Genomic DNA, 20,666 nt, shown 5'->3' with positions numbered 1-20,666 from the left:
CCTATTGAAGGCTCGGCGTCGTGACGACGGCGACCTGGTTCGCAGGAATCGGGCCTGTCTTGCCCGGGGTCTTGAGTTTTTGTGCACGTTCCTGGGCTGCGGTGACTTGGGCGGGGCTGAGGCCGAGGCGGCTGACGAGTTCGGCGGCGCGGCTCCAGTCGTCCTGGTAGATCAGCAGCGTCACCATGTTCAATGCGGCCAGTTGATCGCCTTGCTTGAGTTCCATGGCGGTGAGGAATTCGAAGCGTGCATCGTCGACGCGCAGTTGGTTGAGGTACACCACGCCGAGGTCGTTGCGGATTTTGTCGTCGGTGGGCGCCAGCCGTGCGGCGCGTAGCAGGTGGGACTGGGCCAGGCCGTTGTCGCCCTTGGCGGCGGCGAGTTGGCCCAGGCCGTGTTCGGCTTCGGCGGCCATGCAGGTGCCGAGCAGGCTGCGGTATAACGGTTCGGCTTCGCTGCGGCCCAGCAGGCGGTAGACCTTGGCCCGGCGCAGGCGCACGTCGGCCACGTTGTCCGGCAGGCTTTGCAGGTTGGCCAGGCTGGCGTGCAGTTTGCCGTCGTTGGCCATGTCGTCGGCCAGGTTCAATTTCAGCTGTTCATCGCCACTCAATTTGCTGCAACTGGCACTGCTGGTCAGGGCGTTCCACGGTGCCTGGCCGTCGGTGGCGCAACCGCCCAATAACAGCAAACTCAAACCGGCAATCATTGCTTTCATCAGGATCCCTCTACGAACCAATGGCCCGGGCCAGGGCGGTGAAGCCCGGGCCGGCCAGCACGATCAATAACGCCGGGAAGAGAAACAGCATCATCACGACGGACATTTTGGCGGACATCTTGGAGATGTATTCCTGCAGGCGCGTCAGGCGCCGGTCATCGAACAATTGCTTGAGCGTCAGCAGGGATTTCATCGCGCCGCCGCCCTGATGAATCAACTGCTCAAGGATCACGCAGGTGTCGGTGAATTCATCGACCGCCAGTAAACGGCTGACCTTGTGCAACTCTTCGCCCAGTTCCAGGCCGGAGTCGACACGGGCCAGCACCAGGCGCAGTTCATGGGTCAGCGCGGGCATGAGTTGTTTGCCTTCGGTGCTCAGGACGCGCAACGACTGCTCCACCGCCATGCCCGATTCGAACAGGATGCGCAGCAGCGGGATGAAGGTGGAGATCTCGGACGCCAGTTGTTTTTGTCGACGCAGGGCGGCGGCGACGAGTAAGCGCTTGGGCAGCAAATAGCCGATGGCCGTGGCAAACAGCGGGGCGATCCAGTGGTTCTCCGTGTCGGGGTAAAACAACCCCTGAATCAGCAGGCTCAGGGCCAGTGCCAGCAACGGCACGCCGACCTGGCACGCGGCGAACAGCGAGCGTCGGCGGGTGCTGCGCCAGCCGAGACGGTTGAGCAGTGCCTGGGTTTCGTTGTCCAGGTTGACCGAGCGTTGACCGATCCGGCTATTGCCCAACGCCTGCAACCAGAGACCCAGCTGGCTGTGGCCGAGCGGCTTGCCGTCCAGTCGCTGGGCTACCTGACGCGCCCGCCGACGCTGGTCCAGCAGGCTGCTGAGCAGCAACAACATGGCCCCGAAAAACAGCAGCGCACTGATCAGTAGAGGCATTTTCATACGCTGCGCAACATGCGCCAGAGCGCCAGGCTGCCCACCGCCTGCAAACCGAACGCTGTCGCCAGCATGATTTGCCCCGAGTGGTCATTCCACATGGCGAGTAAATAGGCAGGGTTGGCGACCAGGAAATAACCGGCCAGGCCCAGCGGCAAACACCCCAGCACCCACGCGGTCACCCGGGTTTCACCGGTCATGGCGCTGAGTTGGCGGGCGGCCTGTTCACGCTCGCGGATCATCTTGATCAGGTTCTCCAGCAGTTCACTGGCATTGCCGCCGTAGCGGTGATTGACCTTCAATCCCAGGGCCAGCAGGCGCAGTTCATCCTTCTCATACAGCTCGGCGAAGTCCGATGCGGCATCGGGCAGGCTGACGCCCAACTGCACGTTACGCTGGACCCGGCCCATGGCATTTTTCAGCGGATCGTCGGCAGCCTCGATGGCGCCGAGCAGGGCATCGGCCAGGGTGCGACCGGATTTCAGGCTGCGCACGGTGTGATCAAGCAATGGCGGCAGTTGTTCGATCATGCGCTTGAGCCGCCGCTGATAACGCCAGCTGACATACAGCCGCAGGAGTACCGGCGGCATCAGCACGAACAGTAGCGCACCGATCCAGCCCCCAACGATAAAACCCAGCAAAATACCGAGGGCCCACAGCAACAGCCAGCGACCCAGCCGTTCGGAGGGACGCCCGAGACCGGCGCGCAGAAACGCCCGTTCCGGTCCGGCCCAGGCCGTTTTCTCGACAACGATTTGCGGCTGCCCTTGGGTCAGGCGACCCAGTACGCGTTCGGTCCCGGTCTGGCGCAGCCCGCGCAGCAACAAACGGATCGATAGCCCGAACAGGATCAGGCAAACGAGAATCAGCAGTGCCGGTTTGAGCATGCCGTGGCCTCAGTGCGGTGAGGAAACAAGTGCCGTCTCGCGGCGCAGTTTGTCGCCGGCGGGGTTGACCGCCTCGCGCATAAAACCGAAACCGGTGCGACGGTCGAGCCTGAACAAGGTGTTGGTCACGTACACGTCATCGCGCACGCCGACCACTTCCACGACCTCACTGACGCAGCGTCGGCCATCGGGCAGGCGGGTGAGCTGGATCACCACGTCCAGCGCGGCACAAATCATCTGGCGCAAGGTCTTTTCGGCGATGGTGCGGCCGGTCAGCCCGACCAGTGTTTCCAGGCGCAGCAGCGCATCCTGGGCGTTGTTGGCGTGTACGGTGCTCATCGAACCGTCGTGGCCGGTGTTCATGGCCGTGAGGACGTCTAGCACTTCGACGCCGCGAATTTCACCGAGGATGATCCGGTCCGGGCGCATCCGCAGCGCGTTGCGGATCAGGTCGCTGGACTTCACTTCGCCGTGGCCCTCGGCATTCGGCGGCCGGGTTTCGAGGCGCACGACGTGCGGGTGGCCGAGTTGCAGTTCGGCGACGTCTTCGATGGTGACGAGGCGTTCGTGCGGGTTGATCAACTGGCTGAGGATGTTCAACAGCGTGGTTTTGCCGGTGCCGGTACCGCCACTGATCAGGATGTTGCAGCGCTTGCCCACGGCTTCCTGAATGAAATCGAAGATCGCCTGATCGATGGTTTGCATCGCCATCAGGTCGTTGCTTTTGAGCATGTCCTTGCGGAATTTTCGAATCGACAGACACGGCCCGTCGAGGGCAATCGGCGGGATGATTGCGTTGACCCGGCTGCCATCGGGCAGGCGCGCATCGACCATCGGCGAGGACTCGTCGAGCCGTCGGCCGAGGGGCGCGAGGATACGTTGCATCACGCGTTCGACGTGGTGCGAGTCGATGAAGCGCAAGTCACTTTGATGCAGCACGCCATCGCGTTCGATGAACACCCGGTGCGGACCGTTGACCAGGATCTCGGTCACGGAAGGGTCGCGCAGCAGCACTTCCAGCGGGCCGAAACCGGTGAGTTCGTCGACCAATTCTTCGGCCAGACGCTCCATCTCATAGCGGGAAATCGCCAAGTGCAGCCGGGCAATGTATTCGGCCACTTTGTCGATGACGAATTGCGACAGCGCTGGCCTCGACCCCTCCAGCAAATTTTTTCCGGACTCTTCAATGGCGTCGATGATGTAGCGGTGCAACACCAGCTTCAGGCCTTCGTTGTCGGTGTTGCCGGCCGGCGCGCGCGCAGGGGCACCGAAGAGTTTTTCCGAGCTCATTGCGCACCCCTCAGCCGGTTGAACCAGCCGGTCTTGGGTTTGGCCAGGCCTTCGGAGCGTTTCGCCAGGCGTTCGCCGAGGGTACGCAGGCTTTGGGTCAGGCCTTCACGCGGGGCCAGTTCGAACAGGCTCACGCCTTGGTTTTTCGCGTTCAGGCGCACTTCCGGGCTGAAGGCCAGAATCGCGAAGACTTCCATGCCAAAGCTCTTGCCCAGGGTGTCGGCGTCGGGGGCGACGTTGCGCAGGTAGCGGTCGATCAGCAGGCGGGCGTGATCGAGCTTCATGCCTTTTTCGCGCCACAGGTTGAGCACCGCGAGGTTGCGCCGGCAGTCGAGCACGTTCTGATCGGTGTACCACAGCAGCTTGTCGCAATGACTGACAAAGGTGCGCAGCGCTTCGCTGTCCGGCTGGCCGGTGAGGTTCACCACGATGTGCTGAAAGTGTTGGCGCAGGGCGCTGAGCAGCATGTACAACTCGGCGGCGCTGGTGCGCTCCAGCGGTTCATCGTGGCTGGCGTAGGCGAGGATTCGCAGTCCCGCTTCATTGCTGGTGAACGCACTGTCGATCAGCGTGGCGTCGAGGCGCCGCAAATGCCGTAGGGCGTCGCCGAAATGAAACGAGCTCTCCAGCCCGAGCAACGCCAGGCTGTCGCCGCGTGGCAAGCCCAGGTCCAGCAACAAGGTTTGCTGTCCGCTCTTCTGCACCACTTGCGCCATGTGGTTGGCGAGCAGCGCACCGTCGGCGTTGGTTTGCGCGCCGTAGAGCACGGTCAGGCCACCGAGCTGGGTACTCGGCGCCACCGTCGGCAGGCGTTTGCCGAGACGGCGCACCAGCCCCGAGACTTCGCTGGAACGCGAGCCATAGGCGACAAAATCCCGCGCGCCGGCACGCATCGCATTCAGCACAAGCTGATTGTCCATGCCATCGCCCAGAGCCACGATCGCCAGCATCGGCTTGGCTTCCAGTGCGCCTTCGATCAGCGCGCTTTGCGCGACCACGTGTTCGCGGTCCAGCCCGACGAACACCAGGCTGGCGAAGGTGACGTCGACCAGCGCCAACAGTTCGTCGAGGCTGCCGCCGCCGGCGCTGACCACCTGGCCCAATGGGGCGAGGGCGCCTTGCAGCCACTCAAGGTCAGTGTCGTTACGCGTGATGGCGAGGAAGGTCTGGCTCAGGTTCTGGCTCATTGCGATAACCCGCTGCGTTTATCGAAGTTGCCGTCTTCGAGGAAGTACATGCGATAGAAACCGGGGTCGTAGTTGCGCAGTTGTTCACCGGGCAAAGACGGCAGTGGCGCATTGACGGCCAGTGGTTGAACCAGGTGCGGCGTAACGATCATCAGCAGTTCACGCTCTTCGCGCCTGATCGATGAACTGCGGAAAAAGGCACCGAGGATCGGGATGTCCCCCAGCCCCGGAAACTTGTCGACCTGGGAGGAGTTTTGCGTGCTGATCAAACCGCTGATGACAAAACTCTCGCCATCGGCCAGGGAGATGCTGGTGTCGGTGCGGCGAATGGTGAACGCCGGGACGGTGGTGCCACCGATGGTGACGGCGTTGGCGAAATCCAGCTCGCTGACCTCCGGCGCCACTTTCAGGGCGATGCGATCGTTGCTGACCACGGTCGGCGTGAGCGTCAGGCGGACCCCGAATTCCTTGTACTCGATGGAGTAGCTGTTGCTGTTGGCACTCGGCACCGGGATCGGGATTTCGCCGCCGGCGAGAAAGCTCGCGCTCTGCCCGCTGATCGCCACCAGGCTCGGCCGCGCCAGGGTGTAGGCGAAGCCGCTGCCTTCGAGGGCGTTGATGATCGCGAGGAAGTTGCCGCCGCCGGCGACGATATTGAACATGTCATTGGCCAGCGGAATGCTCGGCACGGCGATCCGCGGATCAATGTTGCGCAAAGGCAGCACTCGCGGGGTTACGGCGGTGTTCGGCACGGTGCCGGGGGAACCAAAGAGGAAGTTCGAGTTTTTCCCGTAGATCGAGGTGCTGGCCTCTTTCAGTTTGGTCCGGCTGACCTCGACGAAACGAATGTCGGTCTGCACTTGCGACGGTAGCAATGGGTCCTGAGAGGGAGGGGAAGACTTGCCGGTCATGGCCGCGGTGGCCCGCCCCTGCACGAACACCATGCTCTGACGCGGGGCGCTGGCGCAGGCCGTCCACACCATCAGGCTGGTGGCGCCGGGTGCCATGCCGGTGAGCAAGAAGGCCTGATTGCCGTTGACCCGCACGTCGGCGATTTTCGGGTCTCCCACGGCCAGCCGCGTAATCGCCACGGGGGATTGCACTTCCTGCTGCAAGCCTTCGCCGACTTCCAGTGTCGCCGGCAATTGGCCGAGGGCGGCACAGTTACCGTTAGCCGCGAAGGTCGCCGTGAGTGGCACGCCGCTCAGCAGCGAGCCCCAGAGCAGGCCTTGGAACATGAACATGGTACTTCTGCGCATGTAGATGCGTCCTTGCTCAATTCAGGGAGTTTGTTGAGTGATCTGATTGCCGCGAATGACTTCCACGCCTTTTTTCTGCGGTGCAGTGCTGGCGCCGAGGGTGAGGGGTTTGGGGGTGCCGACGAGGGCCAGTTGACTGAATTGCACGAGGTCGCGATTGGCGCTGGCGAGATTGGCCGGCGAAGCGCTTTCGCCCGCCCAGTAATGGGCCAGGCGTTTTTCTTCGGCGCTGCGCACGGCCAGGCGCAATGTGCCGGCCTGGGCCGCGAGCGTCAGGCGACTCAGCAAGGGTTCGGGGACGGCGAGCAACACCGAGCGGGCATTGGCACGCAGTTGGTCCTGCTTGAGTTGTTCTTCACTGCTGCGCGCCGGGTTGGCGGGGCGCCCGTCGTTGGTCAGCCCCAACTGTTCGCCGACCCCGAGTACGCGCAACGCCGGGACCACCACCTGGGCTGACTGCTGAGTGTTGTTGGCGTCGGCGCGCAGGAACAGCATCACGTCGACATAATCGCCCGGGCTCAGTTGCCCGCCTGCATTGGTGACTTCGTCCACTGCGACTGCAAGCGCGCGTTCATTGGGGCGAATCATTCGTGCCAGCGAGCTGCCGGCCTCGAAGCTTTGTTCGTTGAGCCAGGTGCCGGCGGTGAGGGCGTGCCACGGCGTGCGGCCAATCGCTTGCTCAAGCGTGGTCAAACTGCCGGCCGGGGCGGTACGCAGTTTTTCGAGGGTGACGTCGGCTGCGGTGATTTGAACGAAGGGCGCTACGTCGTGCAGCAGGACTACAACCGGCTGGCGCGTGGGGTCGTCCACTGGCACAGGTGTTGGATGGGTTGGCGATGAGGTGACGGCGGGTTGCACGACAGGCTCGGGAGTGGGTTGACGGCTCAGAGCAAGTCCCCAGTAACCGGCAATGATGGCACCCACCAGAAACAACCCGGCCAATCCCATGGTGACACGGCTGTTCATGAGGGCTCTCCCTTTCCTATGGCGGATGATCCGTACCGTCAAACGCGATAAATTCCCAAAAAAGCATTTAAATTCATGGAACTATTTCGCTATTTGAAGGTAGCGTAGCTAGAGCAAAATGCCATTACCGGACCGCAAATAACTCAGGAAAGCCGACGAGCGATTCTCTGGACCCCGTTTTTTGCCGAAAACGGGTGGGGTACTACTTAAGTATTAATACGTTCTTACAGTTGTTGGGATGGGGAATGCCGACAATGCTGGTGCTGGCAAAGGGGAATCATGTTGCGACCGTGCAACACCCGCAGTCCTCAGGAGAAGTCGTCATGTCCTTTAAAAGCGCTGTTCAGCACATCAAGAGTGAGATCGTTTTCTACTACAACCTGGCCAAAGACACTGAAGGCGCTTCGGGTATCGAATACGCCATCATTGCGGGGATGGCGGCGGTTGCACTGGCCGCGTTCATGACGCCGATTTCGGGTTCGATCACTACGATATTCAACAGCATCAAAGCTGTACTGCCGGCGCCTGCTCCTTGATCGTTGCAGTTTGCTAACCTGCCATGGCACAACTAACTTCAGCACTAAGTCCATTGCAGGAATCCCCCATGACCGCTCCCTCGCCGCAACGCCAACAGCTGCTCCTGGTCGATGACGAGGAGGATGCGTTGATGGAACTGGCGGAGTTGCTGGAAGGGGAGGGTTTTTGTTGTTTTACCGCGACGTCGGTCAAGCTCGCCTTACAGCACTTGACCCGTCACCCGGACATTGCGCTGGTGATCACGGATCTGCGCATGCCAGAGGAAAGCGGTATGTCACTGATCAAGCGCTTGCGCGAACACACGTCGCGTCAGCATTTGCCGGTGATCGTCACGTCGGGGCACGCGGACATGGAGGATGTCAGCGACATGCTGCGGTTGCAGGTGCTCGACCTGTTTCGCAAGCCGATTTATCACGTTCGGTTGCTGGAGACGCTGGATAACCTGTTTCCGCAGCCGCTGGTTCAGGCTTAGTCTGGACGACCGCTTTCGCGAGCAGGCTCGCTCCCACAGGGATTTGTGTCGTTACGCAAATCCAGTGTGGGAGCGAGCCTGCTCGCGAAAGCCATTTCAAACTTGCAAAAGATTTTGTTGCCTGGCATCAAGCCACCGGCCGCCAATGCCCGACCATGTGCTCAAGATCCCCAGCCCCCACCAACCGAAAGTCTCCACTGGCCCCCGCCGCACTCGCCAGCAATGTCACTTCACTGGGCAACCGCACCGGTTTGCGAAACTGCACGGCAACCTCGATGTTCGCCGTGGGCAGGTGATCGGCCAGCGCCGCCAACGTGCGCGCCTTGTTCCATAACCCGTGAGCAATGGCGGTCGGGAAACCAAACAGTTTCGCGCTGACGGCACTCAAGTGAATCGGGTTGTAATCGCCGGACACCTTGGCGTACCGGCGGCCAATGTCGGCCGGCGCTTTCCAGCGGGTCACTTCGATCTTGTCCTGCGTCGAGGCCGACACCTCCTCGACCGGTTCGCCGTCCAGTTTGACGCCCCGGCACAGCATCTGGCTTTGTGCTTCCCAGAGCGTTCCCAATTGATCGTCCAGCGTGGTCAGCAGATCGAACGTCGCACCCTTGGCATGGGGTTGCAGATTCTGCACCTGCACGCTGACGCGTACCCGATTCACACCGCCCATAGGGCGCAACACGCGAATGCGGTTGCTCAGGTGAATCAGCCCCAACAGGGGAAACGGAAACTCGCTTGCCGTGAGCAATTGCATCTGCAAGGCGAACGCGAGGATGTGCGGATAGGTCGGCGGCAGCAAGCCGTTGTCGGCAAATCCGCAGACGTTGCGATACGCCGCCAGGCGTTTGGGGTCGACATTGACCCAGCAGTGCAACCCGGTGTCGGGAAGGGTGGTGCCGGTGATTTTGCGTCGCGTCGCCGCTCGCAGGTACAACGCCGGCAGGCTCGGTTCGCGATTGAGTGTGTGCCAGTCGGTGATCATCACTAGGCCCCCAGAACACTTTGTCCACAGACCCGCAACGCCTGGCCGGTAAACGCACCGGTGCCCGGTTGCGCCAGCCACGCCACGGCCTCGGCAACGTCCTGGGGCAAGCCGCCCTGGCCGAGCGAACTCATACGTCGGCCCGCTTCACGCAAGCCGAACGGAATGTGCGCGGTCATCTGCGTTTCAATAAACCCCGGCGCCACCGCGTTGATGCTGATGCCGCGCTGATCCAGCAACGGCGCCCACGCTTGCGCCAAACCGATCAGCCCGGCCTTGCTCGCCGCGTAGTTGGTTTGCCCGCGATTGCCGGCGATGCCGCTGATGGAGGCCAGCAAAACCACCCGAGCGTTGTCGCGCAGGGTGCCGCTGTCGAGCAGGGCCTTGGTCAGCACTTGTGGCGCGTTGAGGTTGACCGCGAGTACGGCGTCCCAGAATTCCGGGGTCATGTTGGCCAGGGTTTTGTCGCGAGTGATCCCTGCGTTGTGCACCACGATGTCGACGCCGTCGGGCAGGTGTTCGATCAACTGTGCGGCAGCGTCTTCGGCACAAATGTCGAGGGTGATGCTGCGCCCGCCGAGACGTGCGGCGAGGGCGTCGAGATCGGTTTTTGCCGGTGGCACGTCGAGCAGAATCACTTCGGCGCCGTCACGGGCCAGTGTCTCGGCGATCGAGGCGCCGATGCCACGCGCTGCACCGGTCACCAACGCCTTGCGTCCGGCCAGCGGCCGCGTCCAGTCCTGAACGGGCGTGGTGCACGCTTTCAAACGAATCACTTGCCCGGACACAAACGCACTTTTCGGCGAGAGGAAAAACCTCAAAGGTCCTTCCAGTTGATCTTCCGCACCGTCGCCAACATAGATCAATTGCAACGTGCCGCCGCTACGAAGTTCCTTGGCCAGCGAACGGCTGAAGCCTTCCAGCGCACGCTGGGCACTGGCGGCGAACGGGTCGCTCAAGGTCTCGGGTGCACGGCCCAGAATCACCAAGTGCGCGCTGTGATCGAGGTTTTTCATCAGCGGCTGGAAGAATTCGCGCAGCTGTTTGAGCTGGTCGGTCTGCAGCAAATGACTGGCGTCGAACACCACGGCTTTGAGTTTCGGACCGTGCCCGGGAATCCACGCGGTGGCCAGCGATGGCTCGGTGCCGTAGCTGTAGATCGCGTCGGTCAGGCGATTGGCGAAAGCGCCGACCTTGTCCGCCAACGGGCCGCCGCCAATCAACAGCGCCCCGTCGACAGGCCGCAACCGGCCTGCCTGCCAGCGCTCCAGGCGAACCGGCGACGGCAAACCCAAGGCCCCGACCAGGCGATGGCCGATGGACGAATTGGCGAAGTCGATATAACGGTCTGACATGGAACGTGCTCCGGCGGCTGGGGTTCAAAGTGTGGACCAAGAATGGCAATCAGTCGTTCGATCCACGAGATAAGGCCTACGCTTGAACATTGCAGAGTAGTTTGTAGCGGCACTTTCAGGGTGATCGCAGACTGGAATTGGAATACAAACCCTGTGGGAGCGAGCGGGCTCACTCCTACAGGGGATCGGGTTTCAATTTGAATAATTCACAAGGAGCTTTTCATGACTCAGCTGCGCCGCGTCGCGATTATCGGCGGTAACCGTATTCCTTTCGCCCGCTCCAACGGGGCGTATGCCACCGCCAGTAACCAGGCGATGCTCACCGCAGCGCTCGAAGGCTTGATCGAACGCTACAACCTGCACGGCCTGCGCATGGGTGAAGTGGTCGCGGGGGCGGTGCTCAAGCTGTCGCGGGACATGAACCTGACCCGCGAATGCGTGCTCGGCTCACGGCTGTCGCCGGAAACGCCGGCCTATGACATTCAACAAGCGTGCGGCACCGGGCTGGAAGCGGCGTTGCTGGTGGCGAACAAGATTGCCCTGGGACAGATCGATTGCGGCATTGCCGGCGGCGTCGATACCACCTCGGATGCGCCGATCAGCGTCAGTGAAGGCCTGCGCAAGATTTTGCTGCAAGCCAATCGCGCCAAGACCACCGGCGACAAACTGAAAACATTTCTGCAACTGCGGCCTCGGCATCTGATTCCGGAGTTTCCGCGCAACGGTGAACCGCGCACTGGTTTGTCCATGGGTGAACACTGCGAGCTGATGGCGCAGACCTGGAACATCCCCCGTGAAGAACAGGATCAACTGGCGCTGGAAAGCCATCACCATCTGGCCGCGTCCTACGCCGAAGGCTGGCACAACGACCTGATGACACCGTTCCTCGGCCTGACCCGCGACAACAACCTGCGCCCGGACCTGACCCTGGAACAACTGGCCAAGCTGAAACCGGCGTTCGAGAAAAGTGCCAAGGGCACGATGACGGCGGGCAACTCGACGCCACTCACCGACGGTGCGTCGCTGGTGCTGCTGGGCAGTGAAAAATGGGCGAAGGAACGTGGCTTGCCGATCCTCGCGTACCTGCGCGATGGCGAAGCGGCGGCGGTGGATTTCGTCAACGGTGCCGAAGGCCTGTTGATGGCGCCGGTGTACGCGGTGCCGCGATTGTTGGCGCGTAATGGCCTGACCTTGCAGGACTTCGACTACTACGAAATCCACGAAGCCTTCGCCGCGCAAGTGCTCTGCACGTTGAAGGCCTGGGAAGATCCGCAGTATTGCAAAACCCGCCTGGGGCTTGATGCGCCACTGGGCTCCATCGACCGCAGCCGCCTCAACGTCAAAGGCAGTTCACTGGCGGCCGGGCATCCGTTTGCGGCAACCGGTGGGCGCATTGTCGCTAATCTGGCGAAGTTGCTGGACGCGGCGGGCAAGGGCCGGGGATTGATCTCGATCTGCGCGGCGGGCGGCCAAGGCGTGACCGCTATCATCGAGCGTTGATACTTTCCCCTGTGGGAGCGAGCCTGCTCGCGAATGCGGTGCGTCATTCAAGGGTGATGTCGTCTGATACGCCGCCTTCGCGAGCAGGCTCGCTCGCACAAGGAATGTGTTTGTAGGAATTGAGGACTTGGCCTACTGTCGCCCTATCTGCCGTCATGCGACATAAGGCCCCTCTATGACGACCAACGGACAACTTTCCCTCGAACGAACCATCCCAACCCTGTCGGCTTTACCGCGTCCACTATTCGCCCGGGTAGAAAGCCTGAACGCCGGTTCCTGGACGCCACCCCATCGCCACGACTGGGTGCAGTTTTCCTACGCCATCAGCGGCGTTCTCGGCGTACACACCGCCGAAGGCAGTTTCTATGCGCCGCCGCAGTGGGGCATCTGGATCCCGGCGGACCTTGAGCATCAAGTCGTGACCTCGATGCGCGCCGAAATGCGCAGCCTGTATGTGCGCCGCGAGGATTGCGAGTGGGCGGACGGGCGCTGCCGGGTGCTGGAAGTCACGCCGTTGGCGCGGGAACTGATCAAGAGTTTTTGCTTGCTGCCCGTGGAATATCCGCAGGGCGACAGCCAGGAAGCGCGGTTGGTGGGCGTGTTGCTGGATCAGTTGGCTAATTTGCCGGAGGTGGGGTTTTCCCTGCCGCTGCCACGGCATCAGCGATTGCTCGAGTTGTGTAATGAACTGATTGAAAGTCCCGAGCAGAACGTGACGTTGCAGGCGTGGGCAGAGCGCTTGGGAACGTCGGAAAAGACCCTGATGCGGCTGTTTCAGCGTGAGACGGGTTTAAGCTTTCGCGGCTGGCGACAACGGATGCGACTGTTGTCTTCGTTGAGTTTGCTGGAGGAGGGCGACAGCGTGACCAATGCCGCGCTGGCGTGTGGGTATGACTCGACGTCGGCGTTTATTGCTGCGTTCAAAAGCCTGTTCGGGTTTACCCCTGGCGAACTCTTCAAGCAATAACACCTCCATCGATGGCAGGCTCACTCCCAAAGTTGATCTGGGTGAACACAGTACATGTGGCTGACATCGATGGATGTGTGGAGTTGCTGAAGATCAGGTTTTGAAGCGTCGAACCAACCCGTCCAGTTCATTCGAAAGCCCGGCCAGGCTTTGCGAATCCAGACGCGCCGAGTTCGCCAGTTCCGCGACCAATTGCGCATCGCCATGGATCTGGCTGATGTGCCGGTTGATGTCTTCGGCCACGTGATGCTGTTCTTCGGCCGCTGTCGCGATCTGCGTGTTCATGTCGCGGATCACGTCCACCGATTCGCGAATCAACCCGAAGCTGTTGCGTGCTTCGCCGATGCGGCTCACCGACTGCTGCGACACTTCCAGGCTCGCGTGCATCTGTTGAGTCACCTGGCTGGTGCGCTTGGCGAGGTTGCCGAGCAGGCCGTCGATTTCTGCCGTGGAATCCGCCGTGCGTTTGGCCAGCGCCCGTACTTCGTCAGCCACCACCGCAAACCCGCGACCTTGCTCGCCGGCACGTGCCGCTTCGATGGCAGCGTTCAGCGCCAGCAGGTTGGTCTGTTCGGCGATCGAGCGAATGGTCCCCAGAATCGACTGGATGTCGTTGCTGTCGCGCTCGAGTTGCTGCATCGACTGCGCCGACTGTTCGATTTCCTGGCTCAAGCGATCAACGCTGCTCACCGCCGCATCAATCTGCTGCTGACCTTCGCGTGCCTGGCGCTGGCCACTGTCGGCAGAGTCCGCCGCCTGGCTGCAAGAGCGCGCGACTTCGTTGGCGGTGGCGACCATTTCGTGGAACGCCGTGGACACCATATCCACCGCTTCACGCTGGCGCCCGGCAGCTTCGGCCATGTCGTGGGAGACCTGGGTCGAGCTTTTCGAGGTGGCGAGAATCTTGGTCGCGGCGCCGCCGATGCTTTGAATCAGGTTGCGAATTGCGGTCAGGAACTGGTTGAACCAACTGGCCAGTTGCGCGGTTTCGTCGCTGCCACGGATTTCCAGGTTCTTGGTCAGGTCGCCTTCGCCTTGCGCGATGCCTTCCAGACCGCTGGCAACGCTGCGGATCGGTCGCACGATGACACTGGCGAAACTGGCGCCGAGGATGGCGAAGAATACTGCCAGCACGGCGGCGATGATTGCGATCAGCCAGGTCAGTTGGGTGGCCGAGCTCATTACGTCGTTTTGTTTGATCAGACCGATGAAGGTCCAGCCCAGTTGCTCCGACGGCCAGACGTTGGCCATGTAACGTTCGCCGTTGAGCTCGACTTCCACCAGGCCTTTGCCGGCCTTGGCCAGTTGTGCGTAACCCTCGCCGAGGCTGCTCAGCGGCTTGAAGTTGTGTTCCGGTTGTTTCGGGTCCACCAGGACCATGCCGGTGTTTTCCAGCAACATCAGGTAGCCGGTTTCACCGAGCTTGATCTGTTTGACGATTTCGGTGAGCTGCTTGAGCGTCACGTCGATGCTGACCACGCCGCCGTTGCTGCCCAACTTGTTGTCGATGGTGCGCACGGTGCTGACGTAAGTCGCATCGTCCTGTGCCCAATAATAGGCTTCAGTGCGAAACGGCTTGCCCGGCTTGGCCTGGGCCGCTTTGTACCAAGGGCGCTGGCGCGGGTCGTAGTTGTTCAGCTTGGCATCGTCCGGCCAGGACACATAACCACCGGCCGCGGTGCCGAGAATGGCATAGGCGTAGGACGGGTGGCTGTTGCCCAGGTCTTGCAGGAGGCCGAAGACTTTTTTGTCCATCTCGCCTTGCGGAATGCTCTCGGCGTTGGCGCTCATGTAAGTCTTGAGGCTGTCGTCGGAGTCCTTGATCAGCGGTTGTTTGGCCAGGTAGTCGACGTTCTGGCTGATGCCGTCGAAAAACAATTGCATGGCGTTGCTGACCTGACGAATTTCACGACCGCTGCCGTCGACGAAACTTTCCTTGGCATCGCTGCGCAGGTTCATCACAACGAGGGTGGCGACCAGCACCACGGGCAAGCAGGCGATGATTGCAAACGCCCAGGTCAACTTCTGTTTGATGTTCATCCGCGCTCCAGATTTTCTTGTAGGCCCACGCAGTGCAGATGACTCGCGGAATATTGGCAGCCGAAAACGTTGTTTTACGTGTTGCGTCCGTGAGTGCGCCGTCGTTTTCTGTAGGAACGATTGTCGGACAAATACCTTTGTCACTGATGACTTCGGCTGCTGGCGGGGGAAATTGAGGGCTGTTTGGAAAAATCCTACGAAGGGTGTGAGTCCGGATGTCAGCTTCTGTCGTAAATGCCCTCAAAACCATTCGCTTACGCGAGTCACTGGCTCGGCTATGATCTGCGACGGTCATTGACGACCGGCGGCGGATGAGCGATTAATCCGGCACATTGTGTGCATCACGTCGTTCACAGGTCGGCAACCCCTCCCCCGAACGAGTGGATTGCCGTATAACGAATGACTTTCGCGTGTTTGGTAATAAAGGACCCACAATAAAAGCTGATGAAGACTCCAAAACGCATTGAACCCCTGATCGAGGACGGTCTGGTCGACGAGGTGCTGCGCCCACTCATGAGTGGTAAAGAAGCAGCTGTTTATGTGGTGCGCTGCGGCAACGAGTTACGTTGCGCGAAGGTCTACAAGGAGGCGAATAAACGCAGTTTCCGTCAGGCGGCCGAGTATCAGGAAGGCCGCAAGGTGCGCAACAGCCGTCAGGCTCGCGCCATGGCCAAGGGCTCCAAGTTCGGCAAGAAAGAAACCGAAGACGCCTGGCAGAACGCCGAAGTGGCGGCCCTGTTCCGTCTGGCCGGTGCCGGCGTGCGGGTGCCCAAGCCGTATGACTTCCTCGAAGGCGTACTGCTCATGGAGCTGGTGGCCGATGAATACGGCGATGCCGCGCCGCGTCTGAACGACGTGGTACTGGAACCGGACCAGGCCCGTGAATATCACGCGTTCCTGATTTCGCAGATCGTGCTGATGCTGTGTACCGGTCTGGTGCACGGTGACCTGTCCGAGTTCAATGTGCTGTTGACCCCGGACGGCCCGGTCATCATCGACCTGCCTCAGGCGGTGGATGCGGCGGGTAACAACCACGCGTTCAACATGCTGGAGCGGGACGTGGGCAACATGGCGTCCTACTTCGGGCGGTTTGCGCCGGAGTTGAAAAAGACCAAGTACGCCAAGGAAATGTGGGCGTTGTACGAAGCCGGCACCTTGCACCCGGCCAGCATCTTGACCGGTGAGTTCGACGAGCCGGAAGAGTTGGCTGACGTTGGCGGGGTCATTCGTGAAATCGAGGCTGCGCGGCTGGACGAAGAGCGTAAGCAAGCGATCCGCGCTGCCGACGACGCGCCACCGAGCAAGGCCGAAGAACCGCCTCCGCCCTGGATGCAGTGATGGGCTAAACAGAAACCCGGCTTCGGCCGGGTTTTTTGTAGATGCCCCCAACTTCCCAAACACTGATGTTTACTGTGGGAGCGAGCCTGCTCGCGAATGCGGTGTGTCATTCAAACTCAATGTCGACTGATCCATCGCTTTCGCGAGCAGGCTCGCTCCCACAGTCATTTGCTTTCACTATAGATTTTCCGTTTTATTGAATTTTGTGATCTCCCGGACTCCCCACACTCAAGGATTGAATGTGAACACCTCCACCCGCAACGCCCGCCTGATCATCGCCGCCCGTCTGGTTTCGGACTTTGGCGCTTTCCTCAACATGGTCGCCCTGGCCACTTATGTTTACCTGCTCAGCAACAGCGCCATGAGTGTCGGCATCTTTCTCGCCAGCCGTGTCGGTGGCGGGATTTTCGCCAGTCTGATCGGCACCACGTTCTATCGCCGTTGGGGCGGGCGCATGCCGTTGATCGCCTTCGACCTGTTGCGTGCAGGATTGCTCGGCTTGTTGCTGGTGCTGCCGGTTGCTCAACAGGCGCTGCTGCTGCCGGTCATCGCATTTGGCCTGGGCTTCGGCAACTCGATGTTTGCCATCGGCCTGAACAGTCAGCTGCCGTACTTGATCAATGACGAACACCTGCTCAAGACCAATGCCTGGATTACCTCTGCCTCCTCGGCCGCGATGGTCGGCGGCAGTCTGGTGGCGGGCCTGTTGGTAGCGGCGTTTGGGTTTGAGACGGTGTTTGCGCTGAACGTGGTGACGTATCTGTTGGCCGCGTTGTTCATCCTGCCGCTGCGCTTTTCGATCCCGGTGGCCAGTGATGAATCGGCCGACAAGGGAGGCGAATGGTCGGCGTTGCGCCAAGGGTTGCGCAGCGCACCGGTAGTGGCCGCAATGCTCGCGGTCACCATGGCCGACACCCTTGGCAGTGCCGCGCACAACGTGGGCTTGCCCATAATTTCCAAACTACTGACCCCCGAAGCGGCCAGCACAACATTGGGCCTGGCGCTGGCAGTCTGGGCTAGCGGAAAATTGATCGGTGCGCGAATCGCCAGTCGCCTGAAAGGCTCGGACAACATCAATCTGGAGCGGCGGTTTTTCTTCGGGGTGTTGCTGATGTCCTGCGGCTTCATCCTGATGTTTCAGCAGCAGACCCTGTTCGGTTTGTTGTTGTTCTCGTTGCCGGCGGGATTGGGCGACGGCTTCTCGGAAGTCGGCCTGATGTCCCGTTTGCAACGTGAACCGGACGCTCTGCGTTTGCCGATTTTCAGCTTGTTGACGCTGCTGCAAATGACCGGGTTCGGCGTCGGCATGTTGGTCGCCGCGCCGTTTTATTCGTGGTGGACGCCGGGTGCGGTGGTGTTGCTGTTCCACGGCATTCCCCTCACCACGTTGCTGGTGGTGAAGGGGCTGGCGATCAGGGGCGCACAGGTTCGGCGCAGCAGCCCGACGCCAGGTTCTTGAGGATCGGGCAGTCGGGGCGATGGTCGCCCTGGCAATGCTCGACCAGGTCTTGCAGGGTGTCGCGCAACTGGCCGAGCTCGCGGATCTTCTGGTTCAGCTCGTCGATGTGCTGACGGGCCAGGGCCTTCACGTCGGCGCTGGCGCGTTGGCGGTCCTGCCAGAGGGTCAGCAGCTTGCCGACTTCTTCCAGTGAAAACCCCAGGTCCCGGGAGCGCTTGATGAACGCCAGCGTGTGCAAATCATCGTCGCCATAAACGCGGTAGCCGCTGTCGGTGCGATGGGCAGCCTTGAGCAGGCCGATGGACTCGTAGTAACGGATCATCTTCGCGCTCAGGCCGCTTTGACGGGCTGCTTGACCGATGTTCATCAATTGTCCTCCAGGTCCTTGGGCTTCCAGGTTTTCAACAGTAACGCATTGCTCACCACGCTGACGCTCGACAATGCCATGGCCGCACCGGCCAGCACCGGGTTGAGGAAGCCGAACGCTGCCAGCGGAATGCCGATCAGGTTATAGACGAAGGCCCAAAACAGGTTCTGGCGGATCTTCGCATACGTCTTGCGGCTGATCTCCAGCGCCGCCGGCACCAGCCGTGGATCGCCGCGCATCAGGGTGATGCCGGCCGCGTGCATCGCCACGTCGGTGCCGCCGCCCATGGCGATGCCGATGTCCGCCGCCGCCAGCGCCGGGGCGTCGTTGATGCCGTCGCCGACCATCGCCACCACGCCGGTTTTTTTCAGTGTGGCGACGGAGGCGGCTTTGTCGGCGGGCAGCACTTCGGCGTGGACATCGGTGATGCCCAACGCCTCGGCGACGACTTTGGCACTGCCACGGTTGTCACCGGTCAGCAGGTGGCTGCTGATGTGCCGCGCGCTGAGCTGTTGCACGGCTTGCAGGGCGCCGGGTTTGAGGGTGTCGCCAAAGGCAAAGAGGCCGAGCACTGTCGGTTCGGGACTTTGCTCGATCAGCCAGGACAGGGTTCGGCCTTCGGTTTCCCAGGCGGTTGCCGAGTCCGCCAACGAACCCGCGGTTAAACCACTGTCTTCCAATAGACGACGATTGCCCAATGCCAGTCGACGCCCCTCAAGCGTGCCGGCGATGCCTCGCCCTGTCAGCGATTGGCTGTCGCTGACATCCGCTACGGTCAAACCGCGTTCGGCGCAGGCATCCAGCACGGCCTTGGCCAGCGGGTGTTCGCTGCCCCGTTGCAGCGCGCCGGCCATTTGCAGCAGGGCGGATTCGTCGCCGTCGATGGCCGTCAGATGCGCAATGCGCGGCGCGCCCGAGGTCAGTGTGCCGGTCTTGTCGAACACCACCGCACTGACTTCATGCGCGCGTTCCAGCGCTTCGGCGTCCTTGATCAGAATCCCGTGACGTGCGGCCACGCCGGTCCCGGCCATGATGGCTGTTGGCGTGGCCAGTCCCAGGGCACAGGGGCAGGCAATCACCAGCACCGCGACGGCATTGATCAAGGCGGTTTCAATCGGCGCGCCGTACAGCCACCAGCCGATGAAGGTCGCCAGCGCGATCAGCAGGACGGTGGGCACGAATACCTGGCTGACTTTATCCACCAGTTTCTGGATCGGCGCCTTGGCGGCCTGGGCGTCTTCGACCAGACGAATGATGCGCGCCAACACGGTTTCCGCGCCCAAGGCCTGGGTGCGCACCAACAAGCGCCCTTCACCGTTGATCGCGCCGCCGGTGACCTTGTCGCCGGGTTGCTTGGGCACCGGCAGGCTTTCGCCGCTGATCAGCGCTTCGTCGGCGTGGCTCTGGCCTTCGACCACTTCGCCGTCCACCGGGAAGCGTTCACCGGGTTTGACCATGACCAGGTCATTGAGGCGCAGGGCACTGATGGCGACGTCTTGTTCGCGACCCTCTATCACCTGAATCGCCCGCTCCGGGCGCAAGGCTTCAAGGGCGCGAATGGCGCTGGCGGTCTGGCGCTTGGCGCGGCTTTCCAGGTATTTGCCGAGCAGGACCAAGGCAATCACCACAGCCGAGGCTTCGAAATACAGGTGCGGCATGCGCCCGGCGGCAGTGGCCCATTCGTAAAGACTCAGGCCGTAACCGGCACTGGTGCCGAGGGCGACCAGCAAATCCATATTCCCGGCCCCGGCGCGCACGGCTTTCCAGGCTGCCACATAGAAACGTGCGCCGAAGATGAATTGCACCGGCGTTGCCAACAAAAATTGCGCCCAGGCAGGAAGCATCCAGTGCACGCCGAACGGTTGCAGCAGCATGGGCAGCACCAGCGGCAAGGCGAGGACGATGGCCATGATCAGCGCCCACCGCTCACGGTGCAGGCGCTGTTGTTGAGTGTCGGTGGGTGGGTGTTCGACTTCCCAGACACTGGCGGCGTAACCGGCTTTGGTCACTGCCGCGATCAAGGTCTGCGGATCGATCTGGCCGAGCAGTTCGAGGTGGGCGCGTTCGTTGGCCAGGTTGACGCTGACGCTCTGGACCCCCGGCACCTTGGCCAGCGTCCGTTCGACCCGGCCGACGCACGAGGCGCACGTCATGCCGTCGATGCTCAGTTCCAGGCTGTGCCGGGGCACGCTGTAACCGGCCTGTTCAACAGCGTCCATCAACGCGGGCAAGCTGTCGCTGGGTGCCTGGACGCGGGCCAGTTCGGTGGCGAGGTTGACGCTGACGGCGGTGGCGCCGATGACTTTGCTCAAGGCGCGTTCGACACGCCCGGCGCAACTGGCGCAGGTCATGCCGGCAATCGGCAGATCGAACGTGGTGGATTCGGACATCGGTCGCGCTCCCTGTAGTAGATGCCTACAGGATCAACCTTGCCATGCGGGCAAGGTCAA

At 61.6% G+C, this 20,666-nt stretch carries 18 protein-coding genes and 2 pseudogenes; 6 read left to right on the top strand and 14 right to left on the bottom strand.

Translation table 11 applies throughout. The features are described 5' to 3' along the window. Nucleotide 1: 1 nt before the first annotated feature. From AC07N8_RS19550 to cpaB, 7 genes are read right to left on the bottom strand one after another with little or no spacing between them, the layout of a single operon-like run. On the bottom strand, nt 2-715 hold the full coding sequence (locus tag AC07N8_RS19550; RefSeq protein ID WP_483843978.1) for a tetratricopeptide repeat protein: 714 nt from the start codon (nt 713-715) through the stop codon (nt 2-4). A gap of 10 nt (nt 716-725) precedes the next feature. Next, entirely contained in the window at nt 726-1,616 is an 891-nt protein-coding gene (locus AC07N8_RS19545) for a type II secretion system F family protein (RefSeq protein ID WP_493145670.1), read from the bottom strand. Beyond that, the gene (locus AC07N8_RS19540) at nt 1,613-2,497 is read right to left on the bottom strand and encodes a type II secretion system F family protein (protein ID WP_493145669.1); all 885 of its coding nucleotides are present in this window, start codon (nt 2,495-2,497) and stop codon (nt 1,613-1,615) included. The genes AC07N8_RS19545 and AC07N8_RS19540 overlap by 4 nt, the downstream gene beginning before the upstream one ends. Nucleotides 2,498-2,506: 9 nt before the next feature. Further along, nucleotides 2,507-3,787: a TadA family conjugal transfer-associated ATPase gene (locus AC07N8_RS19535; RefSeq protein ID WP_493145668.1), complete on the bottom strand. Its 1,281-nt coding sequence runs from the start codon at nt 3,785-3,787 to the stop codon at nt 2,507-2,509. Then, nucleotides 3,784-4,974 (bottom strand): CpaE/TadZ family protein, encoded by a 1,191-nt coding sequence (locus tag AC07N8_RS19530; RefSeq protein WP_483843974.1) that lies wholly within the window; start codon nt 4,972-4,974, stop codon nt 3,784-3,786. Before AC07N8_RS19530 ends, AC07N8_RS19535 begins: the two co-directional genes overlap by 4 nt. After that, nucleotides 4,971-6,233, bottom strand: a complete 1,263-nt coding sequence (locus AC07N8_RS19525) for a type II and III secretion system protein family protein (protein WP_493145667.1) — start codon at nt 6,231-6,233, stop codon at nt 4,971-4,973. Before AC07N8_RS19525 ends, AC07N8_RS19530 begins: the two co-directional genes overlap by 4 nt. 21 nt (nt 6,234-6,254) lie before the next feature. Then, nucleotides 6,255-7,199: a Flp pilus assembly protein CpaB gene (cpaB, locus tag AC07N8_RS19520; protein ID WP_493145666.1), complete on the bottom strand. Its 945-nt coding sequence runs from the start codon at nt 7,197-7,199 to the stop codon at nt 6,255-6,257. A 323-nt stretch (nt 7,200-7,522) separates the two neighbouring features. On the opposite strand from cpaB, the gene AC07N8_RS19515 reads away from it, so the two are divergent. Then, complete coding sequence (locus AC07N8_RS19515; RefSeq protein WP_123435998.1) at nt 7,523-7,735, top strand: Flp family type IVb pilin; 213 nt, start codon at nt 7,523-7,525, stop codon at nt 7,733-7,735. A 68-nt stretch (nt 7,736-7,803) separates the two neighbouring features. Continuing rightward, nucleotides 7,804-8,208 carry a response regulator gene (locus tag AC07N8_RS19510; protein ID WP_483843971.1) on the top strand — a complete coding sequence of 135 codons (405 nt, stop codon included), beginning with the start codon at nt 7,804-7,806 and terminating at the stop codon, nt 8,206-8,208. A 127-nt stretch (nt 8,209-8,335) separates the two neighbouring features. On the opposite strand, the gene AC07N8_RS19505 is transcribed toward AC07N8_RS19510, so the two are convergent. After that, a complete protein-coding gene (locus tag AC07N8_RS19505; protein ID WP_493145665.1) occupies nt 8,336-9,190 on the bottom strand; it encodes a MaoC family dehydratase in 855 nt (284 codons plus the stop codon). A 2-nt stretch (nt 9,191-9,192) separates the two neighbouring features. Beyond that, the gene (locus tag AC07N8_RS19500; RefSeq protein ID WP_493145664.1) at nt 9,193-10,545 is read right to left on the bottom strand and encodes a 3-oxoacyl-ACP reductase; all 1,353 of its coding nucleotides are present in this window, start codon (nt 10,543-10,545) and stop codon (nt 9,193-9,195) included. A 222-nt stretch (nt 10,546-10,767) separates the two neighbouring features. Here AC07N8_RS19500 and AC07N8_RS19495 point away from each other — a divergent pair, with 222 nt between their 5' ends. Further along, nucleotides 10,768-12,045, top strand: coding sequence for an acetyl-CoA C-acetyltransferase (locus AC07N8_RS19495; RefSeq protein WP_483843968.1), 1,278 nt, complete (start codon nt 10,768-10,770; stop codon nt 12,043-12,045). A 175-nt stretch (nt 12,046-12,220) separates the two neighbouring features. Then, complete coding sequence (locus AC07N8_RS19490; protein WP_493145663.1) at nt 12,221-13,012, top strand: AraC family transcriptional regulator; 792 nt, start codon at nt 12,221-12,223, stop codon at nt 13,010-13,012. A gap of 93 nt (nt 13,013-13,105) precedes the next feature. Here AC07N8_RS19490 and AC07N8_RS19485 read toward each other — a convergent pair whose 3' ends face one another. Both AC07N8_RS19485 and AC07N8_RS19480 read right to left on the bottom strand, forming a co-directional pair. Then, entirely contained in the window at nt 13,106-13,834 is a 729-nt protein-coding gene (locus AC07N8_RS19485) for a methyl-accepting chemotaxis protein (RefSeq protein ID WP_371258932.1), read from the bottom strand. A gap of 129 nt (nt 13,835-13,963) precedes the next feature. Then, a pseudogene (locus AC07N8_RS19480) lies at nt 13,964-14,971 on the bottom strand (cache domain-containing protein); the annotation flags it as partial. A 525-nt stretch (nt 14,972-15,496) separates the two neighbouring features. On the opposite strand from AC07N8_RS19480, the gene AC07N8_RS19475 reads away from it, so the two are divergent. Further along, complete coding sequence (locus AC07N8_RS19475; RefSeq protein ID WP_123436005.1) at nt 15,497-16,390, top strand: PA4780 family RIO1-like protein kinase; 894 nt, start codon at nt 15,497-15,499, stop codon at nt 16,388-16,390. A gap of 72 nt (nt 16,391-16,462) precedes the next feature. Here the strand turns inward: AC07N8_RS19475 and AC07N8_RS19470 are convergent. Next, nucleotides 16,463-16,558: pseudogene (locus AC07N8_RS19470) on the bottom strand (metal ABC transporter ATP-binding protein); the annotation flags it as partial. Nucleotides 16,559-16,631: 73 nt separating this feature from the next. Between AC07N8_RS19470 and AC07N8_RS19465 the strand changes: the two are divergent. Next, the gene (locus AC07N8_RS19465) at nt 16,632-17,849 is read left to right on the top strand and encodes an MFS transporter (RefSeq protein WP_483843966.1); all 1,218 of its coding nucleotides are present in this window, start codon (nt 16,632-16,634) and stop codon (nt 17,847-17,849) included. Here AC07N8_RS19465 and cueR read toward each other — a convergent pair. Continuing rightward, nucleotides 17,803-18,216, bottom strand: coding sequence for a Cu(I)-responsive transcriptional regulator (gene cueR / locus AC07N8_RS19460; RefSeq protein ID WP_027921859.1), 414 nt, complete (start codon nt 18,214-18,216; stop codon nt 17,803-17,805). The genes AC07N8_RS19465 and cueR overlap by 47 nt on opposite strands. Continuing rightward, nucleotides 18,216-20,606 (bottom strand): heavy metal translocating P-type ATPase, encoded by a 2,391-nt coding sequence (locus AC07N8_RS19455; protein ID WP_493145662.1) that lies wholly within the window; start codon nt 20,604-20,606, stop codon nt 18,216-18,218. Before AC07N8_RS19455 ends, cueR begins: the two co-directional genes overlap by 1 nt. Nucleotides 20,607-20,666 lie beyond the last annotated feature (60 nt).

The organism is Pseudomonas sp. GW821-FHT10C09, from assembly GCF_059415465.1.
This window is presented reverse-complemented; position numbering and strand designations above follow the sequence as displayed.